General features: G+C 64.8%; 15 protein-coding genes. 7 read left to right on the forward strand and 8 right to left on the reverse strand.

Features of this window, described 5'->3' with window-relative positions; all coding sequences use genetic code 11:
- Positions 1–28: 28 nt before the first annotated feature.
- Together J2R80_RS06695 and J2R80_RS06700 are read right to left on the reverse strand one after the other, a co-directional pair.
- The gene (locus tag J2R80_RS06695; RefSeq protein ID WP_057020316.1) at positions 29–1,477 is read right to left on the reverse strand and encodes an ammonium transporter; all 1,449 of its coding nucleotides are present in this window, start codon (positions 1,475–1,477) and stop codon (positions 29–31) included.
- Positions 1,478–1,516: 39 nt separating this feature from the next.
- Complete coding sequence (locus J2R80_RS06700) at positions 1,517–1,855, reverse strand: P-II family nitrogen regulator (RefSeq protein ID WP_024583097.1); 339 nt, start codon at positions 1,853–1,855, stop codon at positions 1,517–1,519.
- Between the two features lie 658 nt (positions 1,856–2,513).
- Here J2R80_RS06700 and J2R80_RS06705 point away from each other — a divergent pair.
- The 6 genes from J2R80_RS06705 to J2R80_RS06730 all read left to right on the forward strand — a co-directional run bounded on the left by J2R80_RS06705 (position 2,514) and on the right by J2R80_RS06730 (position 10,248).
- Positions 2,514–2,759, forward strand: a complete 246-nt coding sequence (locus J2R80_RS06705; protein WP_057020315.1) for an acyl carrier protein — start codon at positions 2,514–2,516, stop codon at positions 2,757–2,759.
- Between the two features lie 4 nt (positions 2,760–2,763).
- Positions 2,764–3,966, forward strand: coding sequence for an acyl-CoA dehydrogenase family protein (locus J2R80_RS06710; RefSeq protein ID WP_168856129.1), 1,203 nt, complete (start codon positions 2,764–2,766; stop codon positions 3,964–3,966).
- Between the two features lies 1 nt (position 3,967).
- A complete protein-coding gene (locus J2R80_RS06715) occupies positions 3,968–4,891 on the forward strand; it encodes an amino acid--[acyl-carrier-protein] ligase (RefSeq protein WP_028335830.1) in 924 nt (307 codons plus the stop codon).
- Between the two features lies 1 nt (position 4,892).
- The gene (locus J2R80_RS06720; RefSeq protein WP_253640942.1) at positions 4,893–5,891 is read left to right on the forward strand and encodes a DUF1839 family protein; all 999 of its coding nucleotides are present in this window, start codon (positions 4,893–4,895) and stop codon (positions 5,889–5,891) included.
- A gap of 89 nt (positions 5,892–5,980) precedes the next feature.
- Complete coding sequence (locus tag J2R80_RS06725) at positions 5,981–8,446, forward strand: glycoside hydrolase family 2 protein (protein WP_375162644.1); 2,466 nt, start codon at positions 5,981–5,983, stop codon at positions 8,444–8,446.
- Positions 8,443–10,248 (forward strand): alpha/beta fold hydrolase, encoded by a 1,806-nt coding sequence (locus J2R80_RS06730; RefSeq protein ID WP_253638236.1) that lies wholly within the window; start codon positions 8,443–8,445, stop codon positions 10,246–10,248. Before J2R80_RS06725 ends, J2R80_RS06730 begins: the two co-directional genes overlap by 4 nt.
- A 28-nt stretch (positions 10,249–10,276) precedes the next feature.
- Here the strand turns inward: J2R80_RS06730 and J2R80_RS06735 are convergent, their stop codons facing one another.
- From J2R80_RS06735 to J2R80_RS06755, 5 genes are all read right to left on the reverse strand, one after another.
- A complete protein-coding gene (locus tag J2R80_RS06735; protein ID WP_057020311.1) occupies positions 10,277–10,903 on the reverse strand; it encodes an ATP-dependent Clp protease proteolytic subunit in 627 nt (208 codons plus the stop codon).
- A 52-nt stretch (positions 10,904–10,955) separates the two neighbouring features.
- Positions 10,956–11,312 carry an SRPBCC domain-containing protein gene (locus J2R80_RS06740; RefSeq protein ID WP_253638237.1) on the reverse strand — a complete coding sequence of 119 codons (357 nt, stop codon included), beginning with the start codon at positions 11,310–11,312 and terminating at the stop codon, positions 10,956–10,958.
- Positions 11,309–11,623: a helix-turn-helix transcriptional regulator gene (locus tag J2R80_RS06745; protein ID WP_016841428.1), complete on the reverse strand. Its 315-nt coding sequence runs from the start codon at positions 11,621–11,623 to the stop codon at positions 11,309–11,311. Before J2R80_RS06745 ends, J2R80_RS06740 begins: the two co-directional genes overlap by 4 nt.
- A gap of 178 nt (positions 11,624–11,801) precedes the next feature.
- Complete coding sequence (locus J2R80_RS06750; RefSeq protein ID WP_057020430.1) at positions 11,802–13,121, reverse strand: ammonium transporter; 1,320 nt, start codon at positions 13,119–13,121, stop codon at positions 11,802–11,804.
- Positions 13,122–13,268: 147 nt separating this feature from the next.
- Positions 13,269–13,607, reverse strand: a complete 339-nt coding sequence (locus J2R80_RS06755) for a P-II family nitrogen regulator (RefSeq protein WP_028335836.1) — start codon at positions 13,605–13,607, stop codon at positions 13,269–13,271.
- Between the two features lie 330 nt (positions 13,608–13,937).
- Here J2R80_RS06755 and J2R80_RS06760 point away from each other — a divergent pair, with 330 nt between their 5' ends.
- Positions 13,938–14,828 (forward strand): DUF4339 domain-containing protein, encoded by an 891-nt coding sequence (locus J2R80_RS06760; protein WP_076833643.1) that lies wholly within the window; start codon positions 13,938–13,940, stop codon positions 14,826–14,828.
- Positions 14,829–14,871: 43 nt separating this feature from the next.
- Here the strand turns inward: J2R80_RS06760 and tesB are convergent, their stop codons facing one another.
- Positions 14,872–15,735 (reverse strand): acyl-CoA thioesterase II, encoded by an 864-nt coding sequence (gene tesB / locus J2R80_RS06765; RefSeq protein WP_016841424.1) that lies wholly within the window; start codon positions 15,733–15,735, stop codon positions 14,872–14,874.
- Positions 15,736–15,940: the final 205 nt, after the last annotated feature.

Here is a 15,940-nt window from a genome sequence, read left to right on the forward strand (position 1 = left end):
CCGGAGGGAGCCAGAGTCCCGGGAGAACTCACATGTTGTAGGCGCGCTCCGTGTGCTCGGTGATGTCGAGGCCTTCACGTTCGGTCTCGACGTTGGCGCGCAGGCCGACGATCACGTCGACGATCTTGTAGAGGATCGCCGAACCGATGCCCGACCACACCAGCGTGGTGCAGACGCCCCAGACCTGCGAGATCATCTGCGCCGCGAAGTCATAATCGGCGACCTTCGGCGGGATCGCGGTGTAGTCGATGATGCCTGCACCGCCGAGCGCCGGGTTGACCAGGATGCCGGTGCCGAGCGCGCCGACGATGCCGCCGACGCAGTGGACGCCGAACACGTCGAGCGAGTCGTCATAGCCGAGCGCGTTCTTCACGACCGTGCAGAAGAACAGGCAGACCACGCCGACCACGAGGCCGAGCACGATGGCGCCCATCGGGCCGGCATAGCCGGCCGCCGGGGTCACCGCGACGAGGCCCGCGACCGCGCCCGAGAGCGCGCCGAGCAGCGAGGGATGGCCCTTGATGATCCATTCCGCGAACATCCAGGCCAGCGCCGCCGCGGCAGTGGCCACGAAGGAGTTGGTCATGGCGAGCGCAGCGCCGCCATTGGCTTCGAGGTTGGAGCCGGCGTTGAAACCGAACCAGCCGACCCAGAGCAGCGAGGCGCCGATCATGGTCATGGTCAGCGAGTGCGGAGCCATCAGCTCCTTGCCGTAGCCGGTCCGCTTGCCGATCAGCAGCGCGCCGACCAGGCCGGCGATACCCGCGTTGATGTGCACGACGGTGCCGCCCGCGAAGTCGATCGCGCCCTTCTTGAAGATCCAGCCGGCATCGGCGTTGATCTCGTCGAGCTTGGCCTGCGCCGCGGTCTTGGCCGCGCCGTCAGCCGCAGCGGCGAGCGCCTTGGCGGCATCCTGGATCGCGTCCGGGCCCGGCCAGTACCAGACCATGTGCGCGATCGGGAAATAGATCAGGGTGACCCAGAGCGGGATGAACAGCGCGATCGCCGCGAACTTCATGCGTTCGGCGAAGGCGCCGACGATGAGGGCCGGCGTGATCGCCGCGAACGTCATCTGGAAGCACATATAGATGAGTTCCGAGATGTTGGCGTCGACCGAGAAGGTCGCCGCCTTCGAGTCCGGCGTGACGCCCATCAGGAAGGCCTTGGAGAAGCCGCCGATGAAGTCGGAGCCGCCGGTGAAGGCGAGGCTGTAGCCGTAGAGGGCCCAGAGCACGGTGACGAGGCAGACCGTGTAGAACACCTGCGCCAGCACCGAGAGCATGTTCTTGGAGCGGACCAGGCCGCCATAGAACAGCGCGAGGCCCGGGATGGTCATCAAAAGCACCAGCACCGTCGAGGTCAGCATCCAGGCGTTGTCGCCCTTGTTGACGGTCGGCTCGGCGTAGGCGGCGGTCGCGGCGAACAGGCCGACTGCAAGGGCCGCCAGTCCCGCGCCATAGGGACGCTTGAACGTCATGTTATTTCACTCCTGAGGTCTTAAGGTTTGAGCGCGAAATCAGAGGGCCGCTGCATCGGCCTCGCCGGTGCGGATGCGCACGGCGTGTTCGAGGCTGATGACGAAGATCTTGCCGTCGCCGATCTGGCCGGTCTTGGCGGCGGAGGTGATGGCGTCGATGGTCTTGTCGACCTGATCGGAGTTGACCGCGACCTCGATCTTGATCTTCGGCAGGAAGCTCACGGCATATTCGGCGCCGCGATAGATTTCCGTGTGACCCTTCTGACGGCCGTACCCCTTGACTTCCGTCACCGTGAGACCGTGAACGCCAATGGCGGTCAGGGCGTCACGGACCTCTTCCAGCTTGAATGGCTTAATGATCGCCATAACAATTTTCATGAGTCCTATCCCCGCTTGGGCCCGGTGCGAATGAACACCGGGAGTTTCGACTGAGGTTCACCACGCGGAGGACATCCACTACGCGGGCACAGCCTGGAGCCTTAGAATCAAATGCCGTGCCAAACGGCCGGAGCTCGCTAATGGATTATGAATCCGGACCTTTTCCCGCTTTACGGGTGGGAGGTGCCCCTGCGCTATTCCGCCGCGCCTAAAATATGGTCAGACCTGTCTAGAACGCAGGCACGGCTAACTCCGGACACAATTCTGCTCAGCCGCGGGGCAGCAGGCGGTATCCGGCGAGGGCTTCCGGGCCCGCCCCGCGGTCCGCGAACACCCTCTCGATCATTTCGCCATTGGCGTCTGTCGGACGATTGCGCGATGGGAATTTGATGTTGGGCTTCATCGGCTTGTTTGGGTTCCCACCCGAAACGGGACCGGCGCGAAGACAGTTGCGGGCATCCTCGCCGCGTCGTTCTGCGCGAGCGGACAAGGGCTCGCATCAGGTACGCACGCCAGGACAGCAAATGCTGGACTTTTGCCGGCGCTCGTTACCGATCGTTAGCTGTCTGTAACATTGTCGTTCCGGCGTTAACGCCGCGGTTGCCGTCGTTGCGCTATTGCCGCCGCATAAGAACTTCAATGACAGGTGGGGCAACCAATGATTGATCGTATCCGCGCGCTGCTCGAGCAGCAGCCGATGATTTCGCTGGATTTCAACACAATCACCGACGACACGAATCTCTATGACGCAGGGCTGACATCCTTCGCCACGGTGCAGGTGATGCTGGCGCTCGAGGAAGAGTTCAACATCGAATTTCCCGAAGCGATGCTCACGCGACGGACCTTCTCGTCGCTCGCCAACGTCGCGGACGCCGTTTCACGGCTGACACAGCGGGCGGCGTAAGACCATGAGCGTGGTGAGAAAGATAGAGCCCGTGCCGGCCTCTGCCGCCACGCCGGCCGAGCGCATGCGTCGGGTCGCCAAGGTCGCGGCGCAGCAGGTCGATGCGGTAGACCGTGAGGGCCGCTTCCCGGCCGATACCATCGAAGCATTGAAGCGCGAGCGCCTGCTCGGCGTCGCGATTCCCGTCGAGCATGGCGGGGAGGCATTGGGCACGATGGAGATCGCGGAGCTGATCGTTCAGCTCGCCCAGGCCTGCGGCTCGAGCGCCATGATCTACGCCATGCACCAGATCAAGACGTCGAGCTTCGTCAGCCATGGCGGCGCCAGCGACTGGCATCTGGCCTATATGCGCCGCATTGCGGCGGAGCAGTTGCTGATGGCCTCGGCGACCACGGAAGCCGGCATCGGTGGCAATCTGCGCAATTCGATCTGTGCGGTCGAAGTGGCAGACGGCCGCTTCTCGCTGACAAAGGAAGCAACCGTTATTTCCTACGGCCGCCACGCCGACGCGATTCTTGCCACGGCGCGGCGCGCTCCCGACGCGGCAAGCTCCGATCAGGTGATGGTCGTCATTCCCGCGGACCTGAACCGCACGCTGGAGCGCACCTCCGTATGGGATACGCTCGGAATGCGCGGCACCTGTTCGGACGGTTTTCATCTCGTCGCGCACGGTGACGCGGCGCAGATTTTCCCCAAGCCGTTCTCGGAGATCGCGGCACAGTCGATGCTGGCGAGCTCGCATATCTTCTGGGCGGCGACCTGGTTCGGTATCGCCACCGATGCCTTCAATCGCGCGCAAGCATTCGTCAAGGCTGCGGCGCGCAAGCAGGCGGATGGAAGTCTGCCCCCGGGCGCGCTTCGGCTCGCCGAGGCGGCCGCCCTGCTTCAGGAGATGAAGGGTCATCTCACGGCGGCCATTGACCGCTTCGATGCGGCCAAGGGCAATGACGACGCGCTCTCCTCGATTGGCTTTACCGCCGAGATCAACGCGTTGAAGGTCGCTGCGAGCGAGAAGGCCGGGGCGATCGTGCGGCTCGCCATGCTGGTCAACGGCATCGTCGGCTACAAGAACGGCACGCCGTTCAGCGTCGGCAGGCACCTACGCGATGTGAGCTCAGCGCCGCTGATGATTTCGAACGACCGTATTCTTTCCAACACCGCGACGCTCCTGCTGATGAGCCGCTTTGACACCAGCCTGAGAGGTTGAGATGGACGCCAAGACGTTCGATGCCAAGAGCCTGCTCGACACCCTGTTCGACAAGAGCATCCTGTTCAAGACCGGAGTAGACGGGCTTTATGGCCGCTCCGGCGTTTTCGAAGACGTGATCGAGCGCTTTGAGCGGCTCGTGACCAGCATCGGAGCGCCAGACAAGGCAACCCGCATCCACTTCCCACCGGGCATGAGCCGCGCCACGCTTGAAGGCAGTGGCTATATGAAAAGCTTCCCGCAGCTTGCAGGCTGCGTGCATTCCTTCATGGGCGGCGAGCGCGAGCATGCGCAGCTTCTCGGCATGATGGCTGCGGGAGAGGACTGGACCGAACTGCAGCAGGCGACGAACGTCGTGCTGACGCCAGCCGCCTGCTATCCGCTCTATCCGACCGTTGCCGCGCGCGGTCCGGTGCCCGATGACGGTGTGCTGTTCGAGCTTTCCTCCTATTGCTTCCGTCATGAGCCTTCCAAGGATCCCGCGCGCATGCAGCTGTTCCGCATGCGCGAATTCGTCCGCATCGGGACGGCCGAGCAGGTGTGCGCCTTCCGCGAAAGCTGGCTGGAGCGCGGCAAGGCGATGATCGAGTCACTCGACCTGCCATGCGAAGTTGACCTCGCCAACGATCCGTTCTTCGGTCGCGGCGGCAAGATGATGGCCAACAACCAGCGCGACGAGGGACTCAAGTTCGAGCTGCTGATCCCGGTGACCAGTATCGAGAAACCGACGGCCTGCTTGTCCTTCAACTATCATCGCGACCATTTTGGCCAGACCTGGGGCCTCAAATTCGCGGATGGCAGCCTGTGCCACTCGGCCTGCGTCGGCTTCGGGCTGGAGCGCGTGGCGCTCGCGCTGTTCCGCCATCACGGCCCTGAGGTCGAGGCATGGCCGGCTTCCGTGCGTGACACGCTTTGGGGCAACTGAAATGCAGAGTGCCATCGCCGGGCTCGATCCGGCCGACTACAAGCCGCACCTGCTACACGACGCGGCGCGGCGATGGCCGCAGACCAACTGCTATGTCGATCTTCTGATCGAGGTCATGCATGCGAACGGGAATGACCCGGTCGCGGCGCTCGGCTTCACCGTGGCGCAGGATTTCGAAGGCGACCAGTTCACGTTCTTCAAGTTCCCGACGGCCGACCTGCAGCGATTGGCCGGCCTGGATATCCAGGAACTGTCCGTGTTCGATCGTCTGGAGGCGCACGTTCTCAATCAGATCGAGCGCGGGCGGCTGCCGCTGGTCGAGGTCGATGCCTTCTACCTGCCCGACACGAGGGGCATCACCTATCGCAGTGGCCATTCCAAGACGACGATCGGCGTCAACGTCCTCGTTCCCGGGCGCCGCCACATGGCCTACTTCCACAACGACGGCTACTTCGCCCTGGACGGCGAGGACTATGACGGCATTTTCGGGCAGCGCAACGACGCGCCGGCCGGCGGCCTGCCGCTGTTTCCCTATGCCGAGTTCGTCAAGTTCGACACCACGCGCCCCTCGCGCGAACCGGTCAGTGCGGCCACGGAAATCCTCGCGCAGCATCTGCGGCGCAGGCCGAAGCGCAATCCGCTCGATGCCTATGCGGCCGTGTTCGGCGGCCATGCCGAGGCACTGGCCGCCCGGTCACCGGAGTATTTTCACATCTACGCCTTCAACACGTTGCGGCAGGTGGGCGCCAATTTCGAACTCCTCTCCAGTCATCTGGAATGGCTGGGACGGCACGGCGAGACCGGTCTGGCCGAGGCGATCGAAGCCGCCGCGGCAATCGCCGAGGGCGCCAAGGTCATGCAATTCAAGCTCGCCCGCGCCATGGCCCGGCATCGGTTCGATGGGCTCGCGGACGCCATCGGGCCGATGGCCAAGGCCTGGCAAACGGTGATGAACGCTCTGGATGGTCGCATGGCGGATCTCGCCAGCAAGGCAGCGTAGGACCGGCCCGCCGGTCATGGGAATGCATGTGTATGGACGTTTTGGTGTCGACGACCGACACGGCCGAGCCTCTGGACAGCGGCTGGTGCATGGTCGTCTCGCCGGCCGGCGCGTGGGCGTCTCCGGCGGCGATTGACGGCAGCGCCGAATGGCTGGAGGCTGCGTGCCCCGGCACGGCCGCTGCTGCGCTGGAACGGCTTGGCCGCTGGGACCGCAACCATCCCACTCCGCTGCACGACCAGGACGTCTGGTATCGTCGCCGGCTCGATGTCACCGGCCCGGCCCGTCTCGTATTTGACGGCTTGGCGACGGTTGCAGAGGTCTGGCTCGACGATCGCCTCGTGCTGTCCTCGACCTCGATGTTCGAGCGCCATGATGTGGCCCTGACGCTTGCCGGCGGCGAGCAACTGGCCATCGCATTCCGCAGTCTCGACCGCCATCTGGAAACCCTGACCGGTCCGCGTGCGCGCTGGCGGCCGCGCATGATCGACGATCAGCGGCTGAGGCTCGTACGGACCACGCTGATCGGCCATATGCCGGGTTGGTGCCCTGGCTTCGACATCGTCGGACCATGGCGACCGATCAAGCTGATCCGCGATACCAACCGGCAAGGCGTGCGCGATGTGCAAATGCAGGCCGACCTCGCCGGCACAACAGGGCATCTTTCCATCGCGATTACGCTGGACGAGCCGTTTGATGACGCGCCGGCCACGGTCGCCTGCGCGGGCGCTGTCGCCGCATTGACCTCGGAGACAGCGACGCGGCTGACGGCGAAACTGGATATTGCGAACGTTGCGCCATGGTGGCCGAGCAGCCATGGCGATCCGGCGCTGCACGAGGTTGTCGTCACGCTAGGCTCGATGCGAGTAGCGCTCGGCCGCGTCGGTTTCCGGCATATCGAGATCGATCGCGGCACCGACGGACGCGGCTTTCGGCTGGTCGTCAACGGCGTATCCGTCTTTTGTCGTGGCGCGGTGTGGACGCCGTCCGACCTGGTGCGGCTGCCGTCCTCACGCGAAGAGATCGCGCGCGACCTCGATCTTGCACGACGGGCGGGCGTCAACATGCTCAGGGTCGGCGGCACGTTCGTCTACGAGAGCGACGCGTTTCACGAGCTCTGCGACGAGATGGGCATCCTGGTCTGGCAGGATCTGATGCTCGCCAATTTCGACTATCCGGCGAAGGACGAAGCCTGGCAGGCGTCGCTCTCGCGCGAGGTCGAGGACCTGCTCACGCGGCTCAGGCATTCGCCGTCACTCGCCGTTCTGTGCGGCGGCAGCGAGGTGGCACAGCAGGCGGCGATGATGGGCATGCCGATGTCGATGGATCCGACGCCCTGGTTCGACAAGGTGGTGCGCCCCATCGCTGAAGCGAAGCGTCCCGACCTGGTGCTTGTGACGTCATCGCCATCCGGCGGCAACCTGCCTTTCACGGCTGATGGCGGGCCGATGCATTATTACGGGGTCGGCGCCTATTGCCGGCCGCTGGATGACGCGCGCCGGGCCGAAGTGCGCTTCGCGAGCGAATGCCTTGCCTTTGCCAATGTGCCTGACCAGGCAACGCTGGATGCGCATCTGCCGGTGCCGCCGGTGCACGATCCGCGCTGGAAGGCGGGTGTGCCGCGCGACGTCGGCGCGTCGTGGGACTTCGAGGATGTGCGCGAGCACTATCTGGAAACGCTTTTTTCCGTCGACGCGCGCCGGCTGCGCATCGAAAATACCAGACGCTATCTCGAGCTCTCCCGTGCGGTGACGACCGAGATAGTGGAGCGCACCATCGACGAATGGCGCAGACCCTGTTCGCCGACGGCTGGAGCACTGCTGTTCTTCTGGAAGGACTTGCGGCCGGGCGCGGGTTGGGGCGTGGTCGATTCGACCGGCCGGCCTAAGCCCGTCTGGCACGGGCTGAGGCGGGCATTTGCCCCGCTACGGCTGATCCTGAGCGACGAGGGCGTCAACGGGCTGACCGTCCATGCCGTCAACGATACCGCGCAGACCGTTCGGGCGACATTATCGCTGACCTGTCTGCGGGACGGCGTCACGCCGGTGGTGTCGGCGCGCCAACCGATCAGCGTGCCGGCGCACAGCGGCCTGTCGCTTTCGGCCTTCTCGGTACTCGGCGCCTTTTTCGATATTTCCTACGCCTATCGCTTCGGGCCGCCCGGACATGAAGTCACCGTTGCAAGGCTGGAAGGCGACGACGGGAAGGTCTTTGGCGAGGCCTTCCATGTGCTGCCGGGTGTCATGACCGCGCAGCGCGACGTCGGCCTGACTGTGAGTTTGGTGCGTCGGAAGGACGCGTGGCGGCTGCGGCTGGCCTGCAAACGCGCGGCCTACCACGTCTCCATCCAGGACGATCGGTTCGTTCCAACGGAGAGCAATTTCCACCTGATGCCGGGCATCGAGCGGGAGGTCGGCCTTGACGGTCCGTCCCTGGCGACACCTGGCGGCGCGGTGACAGCGCTCAATGCCGATCGCGACGCGAGCTACGAGGTGCCGAGAGCGGAAGAATTGGAAGTCGTGCGGACAAGGGAGTCCGCCGGGAGCATGACATGAAACCAGTTGTGTTTGCCGATACCATCGGCTGGCTGAACGTAGCGAAGGGGCGGCGGGGCGTTGTCATCGCCGGCGCGCATGGTCATGAGGATCTGTGCAGTCGCCGATTCCTGAAGCTGTTGTCCGACAGGGCGGCCGCGGCGGGCCTGCCTGTCCTGCTGTTTGACTATCCCGGCTGCGGCGACGCCGCCGGCGACCATTCGGCGCCGGGCCGGGTGATGGCCTGGACCGCCAGCATCGGCGCGGCGATCGACCGGTTGAAGCGGGATTGCGGCGTGGAGGATGTCATCCTCGCCGGCTTCCGTCTCGGCGCGCTGCTGGCCCCGCTCGCTGCGGCGGGGCGGGACGACGTGGCAGGCCTTGCGCTGCTTGCGCCACCGAGTTCCGGCAAAACCTATGTGCGCGAAATCACCGCAATGTCGCGCGTGATCGATGGGTCGCTCGCCAAGAGCGCCGCAAGCGACGCGACGTTCGCCGAGGGCCGCGAGGTCGTCGGCTTCCGGCTTTCGCATGAGACGCTCGCCGATCTGTCGAGGCTGGATTGGCGGCGGGCCGTCGCGGCCCTTCCGCCTCTGCCGATGCTTTTGATCGCGAACGGAAAGCCGTTGGCAGGCTCTGAAATCCGCGACGGTCGAACTTCTTTCGAAGGCGCGACAATCGCGGAGTTCAAGGACTATCACCTGCTCATGTGCGACCCGACCGCGAACCGGATCCCGGCCGACGTTGTCGATTGCTGGGCGGATTGGTTGTCCGACCGGGCCGTCGCCGGCGTAGCTCAGGGCGTCGAATCCCTGACCGGCCGCGAGCTATTGGAGGGATCGCACTACACGGAAGAGCCGGTTGTGATCAGGCAGGCGCCATTGCTCTGTGGCGTGCTGACCCGGCCACGTGACGGCCATGCTGCGGCCGATCCGGTCATCTTTCTCAACTCCGGCGGCGTGCCGCATGTCGGTTGGGCGCGCGGCACGGTCGAGGCGGCGCGCGAGCTTGCCGCCGCCGGCGTGGCGTCGCTACGCATTGACCTGCCGGGCCTCGGCTTGAGCGACGATGCCGGGAGCAATCGTCTGTTCCTCTATGATTCCCGCACCCGCTTCGACGTCGGCGCGGCGATTGACTGGATGCAGCGGGCGGGCTTTGCCAAAGTCGAGCTTGTGGGCATATGCTCGGGCGCCTTCCAGGCCTTTCACACTGCGCGCGCGGACCGCCGCGTCCGCGCCCTGACCATGATCAACCCGCTCTGCTTTGCCTGGAACAGTTCCTACGCGCTGGAGCTTACGGCCTGGAAAGCATACGAAGCCTCCAAGGCGAATCGCGGAAGCCAGCCGCAGATCGGGCCGGAGGAGGGGTCTGCGATGACAACCAAGTCCGCCTGGAGGCTGTCAGTGTCAGATAGCGCCAGGCGGCTGGTGCGGCGCGGATTGGAAGCCGTCAAGTCGACGCTGTCGGCGATGCATCCGTCCGCCTTGCTTGGTCGTAACCGCGTCGAGCGCTGGATGCGCGAGCTTTGTAGCCGCGGCGTGCGCGTCCTCATGGTCACCTCGGACGGCGATCTCAGCCTGCAGGAGATCGCACGGCATTTCGGTCAGGACGGCAAACGGCTCACAAGTATCCCTGGCGTCACGCGGTTGACGCTGCCGAACGCCGACCATTCGCTGACGCCTCGTCATGCGCGGCGCGCTGTCGTCGCGCGCCTGATCGACCACCGCGGCGGCGGCAGGCGCGGAGGATCGAGCCGTCCCGATGCCGTGCGGGTCACGGCGCAGCATGCCGAGGTGAAGCCTAAATCGATGGCGCTGTCATGAAACGGCTTGGCCGCTCGAGCTACGAAGATCAGCGCGGCACCGGATCATGTTTTTCGGCGGCGTCGCGTTCGGCGAAGACCTTGTCGATCAGTCCCCATTCGAGCGCCTGCTGCGCGGACATGAAGTGATCGCGATCCAGGGTCCGTTCCACGTCGGCTTCGGTGCGCCCGCAGTGCTGCGCATAGAGTCGGATGATGCGCCGCTTGGTCTCCTGCATCTCGGTGGCATGGATCAGGATGTCGGACGCCTGGCCCTGGAAGCCACCGAGCGGCTGATGCACGTGGAGGCTCGCATTCGGCAGCGCGGCGCGGTGACCGGGCTCGCCGGCCATCAAAAGGAACGACCCCATCGAGCGCGCCGTGCCCATGCACAGCGTGTGCACCGGCGCCTTGATGAACTGCATGGTGTCGTACATCGCAAGCCCGCTGGTGATCACGCCGCCATAGGAGTTGATGTAGAGGTTGATCGGCTTGTTGGGGTTGTCGGCTTCGAGGAACAGCAGCTGCGCGCAGACCAGGCCGGACATCGCATCATTAACCTCGCCGTTCAGGAAGATGATGCGCTCGCGCAGGAGCCTGGAATAGATGTCGAAGGAACGTTCGCCGCGGCTCGACTGTTCGACGACCATAGGGACGAGTTGCATCATGTCGCGCATCGGCGACCTCCATTGCTGCAGGTGATGAAGTCTCGGTAGGTGAGGTTGGGGATCAGGCCGCGCGCATCATTGTGCGGTTGTTGCTGTTGGCCGGTTGCGGCTGTTTTGCCCTGATGTCGCAGGCTTGCTGGATGATGCGAAACCTTGTGCCGCCGGCCTCGTTCGGCTCGATCCGGAAGGTGACATGGCTTTCGCGAAACGGCGGCTCGGACTCGCGCAGCCGGAAGCGCACCTCTTCGCCAGCGATCGATGACAGGGGTTCAGCGTCCGCGAGATCGCAATCCGGGAGCCAGCGTTCGCGCAGAGCCGGAATGGTCACCGCGCGCCATACTTTTTCAGGCGGTGCATCGAGCTCGTATTCGAGCATCAGGTCGGCGTCGGCAAGATCAGGCTCAACTGTGTCGCTCATTGATCCATGTCCTTCAGCAGATCGGAGAGCGCTTCGATGCGCTTCGGCCAATAGGCGCGGTAGCGGGCAAGCCAGGTCCCGATGCTGGCGATGCCGTCCGGGTCGACCTCATAATTCACGAAGCGGCCCTGTCGCTGCTCGCGCACCAGCCCTGCCGCGCGCAGCACCGCCAGATGCTGCGACATCGCCGGTTGGCTGATCTCAAGTCCGTCGCGCAAGGCGCTGGCGTTCAGGCTGCCGCCGGCCAGCTTCTCAAAGACCTTGCGGCGGGTCGGATCGGCCAGCGCCTTGAAGATGTCGGTGTCGACCATGACGACACATAAGCATACACTTATGTGTCGTGCAAGCCCGAACCTTGCTCGCGCCGTACTTCGTGACGTCGCGGCGCTCGGGTCCTTTGCATGGGGTTGTTTTACAAATTCGCCCTCGCGGTGGCCGGTGTCGTCGTCCTGGCCCCGTGAGTCCGGCTGCCACCGCCGCCTCGGCTACTTACTGCAGCGCCTCGCCATGCTGGGAGATGTCGAGACCTTCGAGCTCCTGCTGCATCGAGACGCGCAGCGGGACGAAGGCGCTGACCAGCTTGAGCAGCACGAAGGTGACGCCGCCGCACCAGACAAAGGTGACCGCGACGCCGTAGAGCTGGATCAGCAGCTGCTTCGGATTGCCCTCGAGCAGGCCGGACGTGCCGCCGATCGCCGAGGCCGCGAACACGCCGGCAAGCAGCGTGCCGGTCAGGCCGCCGATGCCGTGCACGCCGAACACGTCGAGCGAGTCGTCATACTTGAAGCGATGCTTCAGCCAGGTGCAGGCCCAGAAGCAGACCAGGCCGGCAATGATGCCGATGACGACGCCGTGCCACGGCGCGACGAAGCCGGATGCCGGGGTGATGGTGCCGAGTCCCGCGACCGCACCCGAGATCATGCCGAGCACCGACGGCTTGCGGCGCGTCGCCCATTCGATCGCGCCCCAGGTCAGCGCGCCGGCGCAGGCCGCAAGATGGGTGGCGGTGATCGCCATCACCGCGCGCGAATTGGCCGCGAGCGCCGAACCGCCGTTGAAGCCGAACCAGCCGACCCAGAGCAGGCCGGTGCCGACCACCGCGAGCGACAGATCGAACGGTGAAAGATTGTCATGGCCATAGCCGTGGCGGTTGCCCATCACCTTGGCCGCGACCAGCCCGCTGATGCCGGCGGAGAGATGCACCACAAGACCGCCGGCGAAATCCAGCACGCCCACTGATGCGAGGAAGCCGCCGCCCCACACCCAATGCGCCAGCGGCACATAGGCGAAGATGAACCAGCCGATCGAGAACAGCACATAGGCGGAGAACCGCATGCGGTCGGCGACCGAGCCTGCGACCAGCGCCACCGTGATGATCGCGAACGTCATCTGGTACAGCATGAACAGCGCTTCGGGGATGGTCTTCGCCGCCGGATTGATGCTGTCCATGGTGATGCCGGCCAGGAACCAGCGATCGAGCGAGCCGAGCCAAGGACCGTCGCCGACGAAGCTCAGCGAATAGCCGAAGGTGACCCAGAGGATCGAGACGAGCGCAACGGCGGTGAGGCTCTGCGCCATCGTCGCCAGCACGTTCTTCTTGCGCACCATGCCGGAGTAGAACAGCGCCAGTCCGGGGATCGTCATCATCAGCACCAGCGCGGTGGCGACGATCATCCAGGCGGTGTCGGCGGCGTTGACGCCGGATCTGGATGCCGAGTCTTGCGCGAAAGCCGGCGTGGCTTGCGCGAACAGGATTGCAGCAGTGATCGGCGCAGCTGATATCGCTGCACGAAGAGCTCGTGCCCCCATCATCATTCCCCGGCGGTCGTCGTTTCTTGGTGTGCGGTTGTGGCGTGCGCCGGCGTCGTTGCCGGCGATGATCTCGATCGTTTGGTTTGGGCATGATATCCGCGCAAACGCTTTCCGCGTTTGTCGCGAGGGATCAGGCTCCAGGGTTCAGAGCGCGTCGTTGTCGGTCTCGCCGGTGCGGATGCGCAGCGCATGATCGATCGGCGTCACGAAGATCTTGCCGTCGCCGATCTGGCCGGTGCGGGCGTGCTCGGTGATGACGCTGACCGCCTTGTCGGCGAGCTCGGTATCGACGGCGATCTCGATCCGAAGCTTGGGCAGGAAGTTCACGACATATTCGGCGCCGCGATAGATCTCGGTGTGGCCCTTCTGGCGGCCATAGCCCTTCACCTCGGTCACAGTCATGCCGTGGACGCCGATCGCGGTCAGCGCCTGGCGCACCTCATCGAGCTTGAACGGTTTGATGATCGCGACGACGAGTTTCATGGTTCAGGCCTTCATTCCCTTGAGGTTTTCCGTGTGCGCCCGTCCCGGAGCGGCACTTGCCGTCCCGCGAGCCGGCACCTGCTGCCTCCCGGAGCGGCAATTTGCCATCCCCGAGCGGCACTTCGCGTCCGCCAAATCTGGCAGCTTTCTGGGCAAATGGCATAAAAAACTTGCAGGTTGAAGCGGAAAACATGCGCAGCGCGTGTGCTCCCTCACTGTACGGAATGGAAACGCTCGGCCACAATGTGGCTTTCCCGCCCCGGCCAGCGCTCTTGCTGGTTCGTTTCGCCTATCGCGTGTCCCTGTGCGCGCGCCCCGAGGAAACAAGAAATGTCGAACCGAAACTGGTTTTATGCATCCGAAGGCCAGCAAAAGGGCCCCCTGCCTGAAACCCAGCTCCGCGACCTGATCACCCGGGGCACGGTGGGGGCCGACACCCTGGTGTGGACCGAGGGCATGGCCGGCTGGCAGAAGGCCGGGGAGATTCCGGGCCTCGTCCCGAGCGCCGGCGCGCCGCCGGTATTTCCGCAAGCCGGCGGACCGCCGCCGGTGGTGGCGTCCGGAAGCTATAGCGGCGGCACGCTGTCCGCCGACTTCCCGATCTGGGGCCTGTTCGGCCGCAGCCTCCTGATGTTCATCGGCCAGATTCTCGTCATCCCGGCGCCGTGGACCGCGACCGGCCTGTACCGCTTTGCGATCCCCTATATCCGCGTGCCGGGCCGGCCGCATTTCGCCTTCACCGGGCAGCCGCTCGACATCTGGTGGGTCTTCATCGTGCTCGGCCTTCTGACCTATGCCGGCGCGGCCGACAGCAACATCGTGACGCTGCTCTCGCTGCTGTTGCAGGGCTTCCTGAGCTGGATGATCGTGCGCTGGATCATCGGCCATCTCAGCTCGAGCGGCCAGGACCTGCCGATCTCGTTCAAGGGCAGCCCGGTCGCCTATGTCGGCTGGTACGTGGCGATGGTGGTCTCGGCCATCACCATCATCGGCTGGGCCTGGGTGCTGACCGCCTGGATGCGCTGGATCTGCCGCAACATCGACGGCACGCGCCGCGAGGTCAGCTTCAATGCGTCCGGCATCGAGGTGCTGTGGCGAACCATCGTGTTCACCATCGCCTGCGGCTTCCTGATCCCGATTCCGTGGGTGCTGCGCTGGTACGGCAACTGGTTCGTCTCCCAATTCGCGCTGACCGAGCGCGGCGCCTACGCCGGCCAGTAAGCGCGATCTCATTGTGCCCACCGGCTCCGTTCGAGCGTGAGCTCTACGCCTTTCGCTCGCGCACCGAACCTTCTTGCGCGACGGACGCCACCAGCGTGCCGTCGGGCTTGAAGATTAGGCCGCGTGTCAGGCCGCGGCCCGACTGCGCGCTCGGCGAATCCTGCGCGTAGAGCAGCCATTCGTCGGCGCGGAACGGGCGGTGAAACCACATCGCGTGATCGAGGCTCGCAGGCATCATGCGCTTGTCGAACAGCGTGCGGCCGTAGCGCGCCATCACGGCATCGAGCAGCGAGAAATCCGACGCATAGGCGAGCGCGCACAGATGCAGCGCGGGATCGTCGGGCAGCTTGGCCGCGGTGCGGATCCAGACATGGATGCGGCCGTCGTCGATCTTCTGGCCGAAATAACGGCCGAGCTCGACCGGGCGCAGCTCGATCGGCCGGTCGCTCTCGTAATAGCGGCGGATGAACTCCGGCATCTCCTTGAACATCGGCTGCTTCGACACTTCCTCCGCGGTCAGCTTCTCCGGCGGCGGCACGTCGGGCATCTTCTCCTGATGATTGAAGTTGCTCTCCTCCTCGGCATGGAACGACACCATGATGGAGAAGATCGCGTTGCCGTGCTGGATCGCGGTGACGCGGCGGGTGGTGTAGCTCTTGCCGTCGCGCAGCCGCTCGACCTGGTAGATGATCGGGATCTGCGGATCGCCGGGCAGAATGAAGTAGCAATGGATCGAGTGCGGCAGCCGGCCCTCGACGGTGCGGCAGGCCGCCACCATCGCCTGGCCGATCACCTGGCCGCCGAACACGCGCTGCCAGCTCGTTTTCGGGCTGTTGCCGCGAAACAAATTCACTTCGAGCTGCTCGAGATCGAGGATGGACAGCAGGTCGATCAGGCTCTTGGACATCGGCGGCTTTCGGTTTGACTTGAACGGTCATTCCGGGGCACGCGCAAGCGTGAACCCGGAATCTCGAGATTCCGGGTTCGATGCTGACGCATCGCCCCGGAATGACGTCCGTTAGGTTCGTGACCTTGTTTCTGGCCCCTGTTTCGCCCAGCTATTATCAGGTAGCAAGCATAGTCTGAGAGCGTGAGGCGCGTAAGGGAAGGGC

This window comes from Bradyrhizobium sp. USDA 4541, assembly GCF_024171085.1.
Classification (GTDB): Bacteria; Pseudomonadota; Alphaproteobacteria; order Rhizobiales; family Xanthobacteraceae; genus Bradyrhizobium; species Bradyrhizobium australafricanum.

Coding starts and splice junctions, on each gene's coding strand:
- J2R80_RS06760 (WP_076833643.1), top strand. CDS start 13,938: ATGTCGAACCGAAACTGGTTTTATGCATCCGAAGGCCAGCAAAAGGGC.
- J2R80_RS06730 (WP_253638236.1), top strand. CDS start 8,443: ATGAAACCAGTTGTGTTTGCCGATACCATCGGCTGGCTGAACGTAGCG.
- J2R80_RS06715 (WP_028335830.1), top strand. CDS start 3,968: ATGGACGCCAAGACGTTCGATGCCAAGAGCCTGCTCGACACCCTGTTC.
- J2R80_RS06720 (WP_253640942.1), top strand. CDS start 4,893: ATGCAGAGTGCCATCGCCGGGCTCGATCCGGCCGACTACAAGCCGCAC.
- J2R80_RS06735 (WP_057020311.1), bottom strand. CDS start 10,903: ATGCGCGACATGATGCAACTCGTCCCTATGGTCGTCGAACAGTCGAGC.
- J2R80_RS06745 (WP_016841428.1), bottom strand. CDS start 11,623: ATGGTCGACACCGACATCTTCAAGGCGCTGGCCGATCCGACCCGCCGC.
- J2R80_RS06755 (WP_028335836.1), bottom strand. CDS start 13,607: ATGAAACTCGTCGTCGCGATCATCAAACCGTTCAAGCTCGATGAGGTG.
- J2R80_RS06750 (WP_057020430.1), bottom strand. CDS start 13,121: ATGGGGGCACGAGCTCTTCGTGCAGCGATATCAGCTGCGCCGATCACT.
- J2R80_RS06705 (WP_057020315.1), top strand. CDS start 2,514: ATGATTGATCGTATCCGCGCGCTGCTCGAGCAGCAGCCGATGATTTCG.
- tesB (WP_016841424.1), bottom strand. CDS start 15,735: ATGTCCAAGAGCCTGATCGACCTGCTGTCCATCCTCGATCTCGAGCAG.
- J2R80_RS06725 (WP_375162644.1), top strand. CDS start 5,981: ATGGTCGTCTCGCCGGCCGGCGCGTGGGCGTCTCCGGCGGCGATTGAC.
- J2R80_RS06740 (WP_253638237.1), bottom strand. CDS start 11,312: ATGAGCGACACAGTTGAGCCTGATCTTGCCGACGCCGACCTGATGCTC.
- J2R80_RS06695 (WP_057020316.1), bottom strand. CDS start 1,477: ATGACGTTCAAGCGTCCCTATGGCGCGGGACTGGCGGCCCTTGCAGTC.
- J2R80_RS06710 (WP_168856129.1), top strand. CDS start 2,764: ATGAGCGTGGTGAGAAAGATAGAGCCCGTGCCGGCCTCTGCCGCCACG.
- J2R80_RS06700 (WP_024583097.1), bottom strand. CDS start 1,855: ATGAAAATTGTTATGGCGATCATTAAGCCATTCAAGCTGGAAGAGGTC.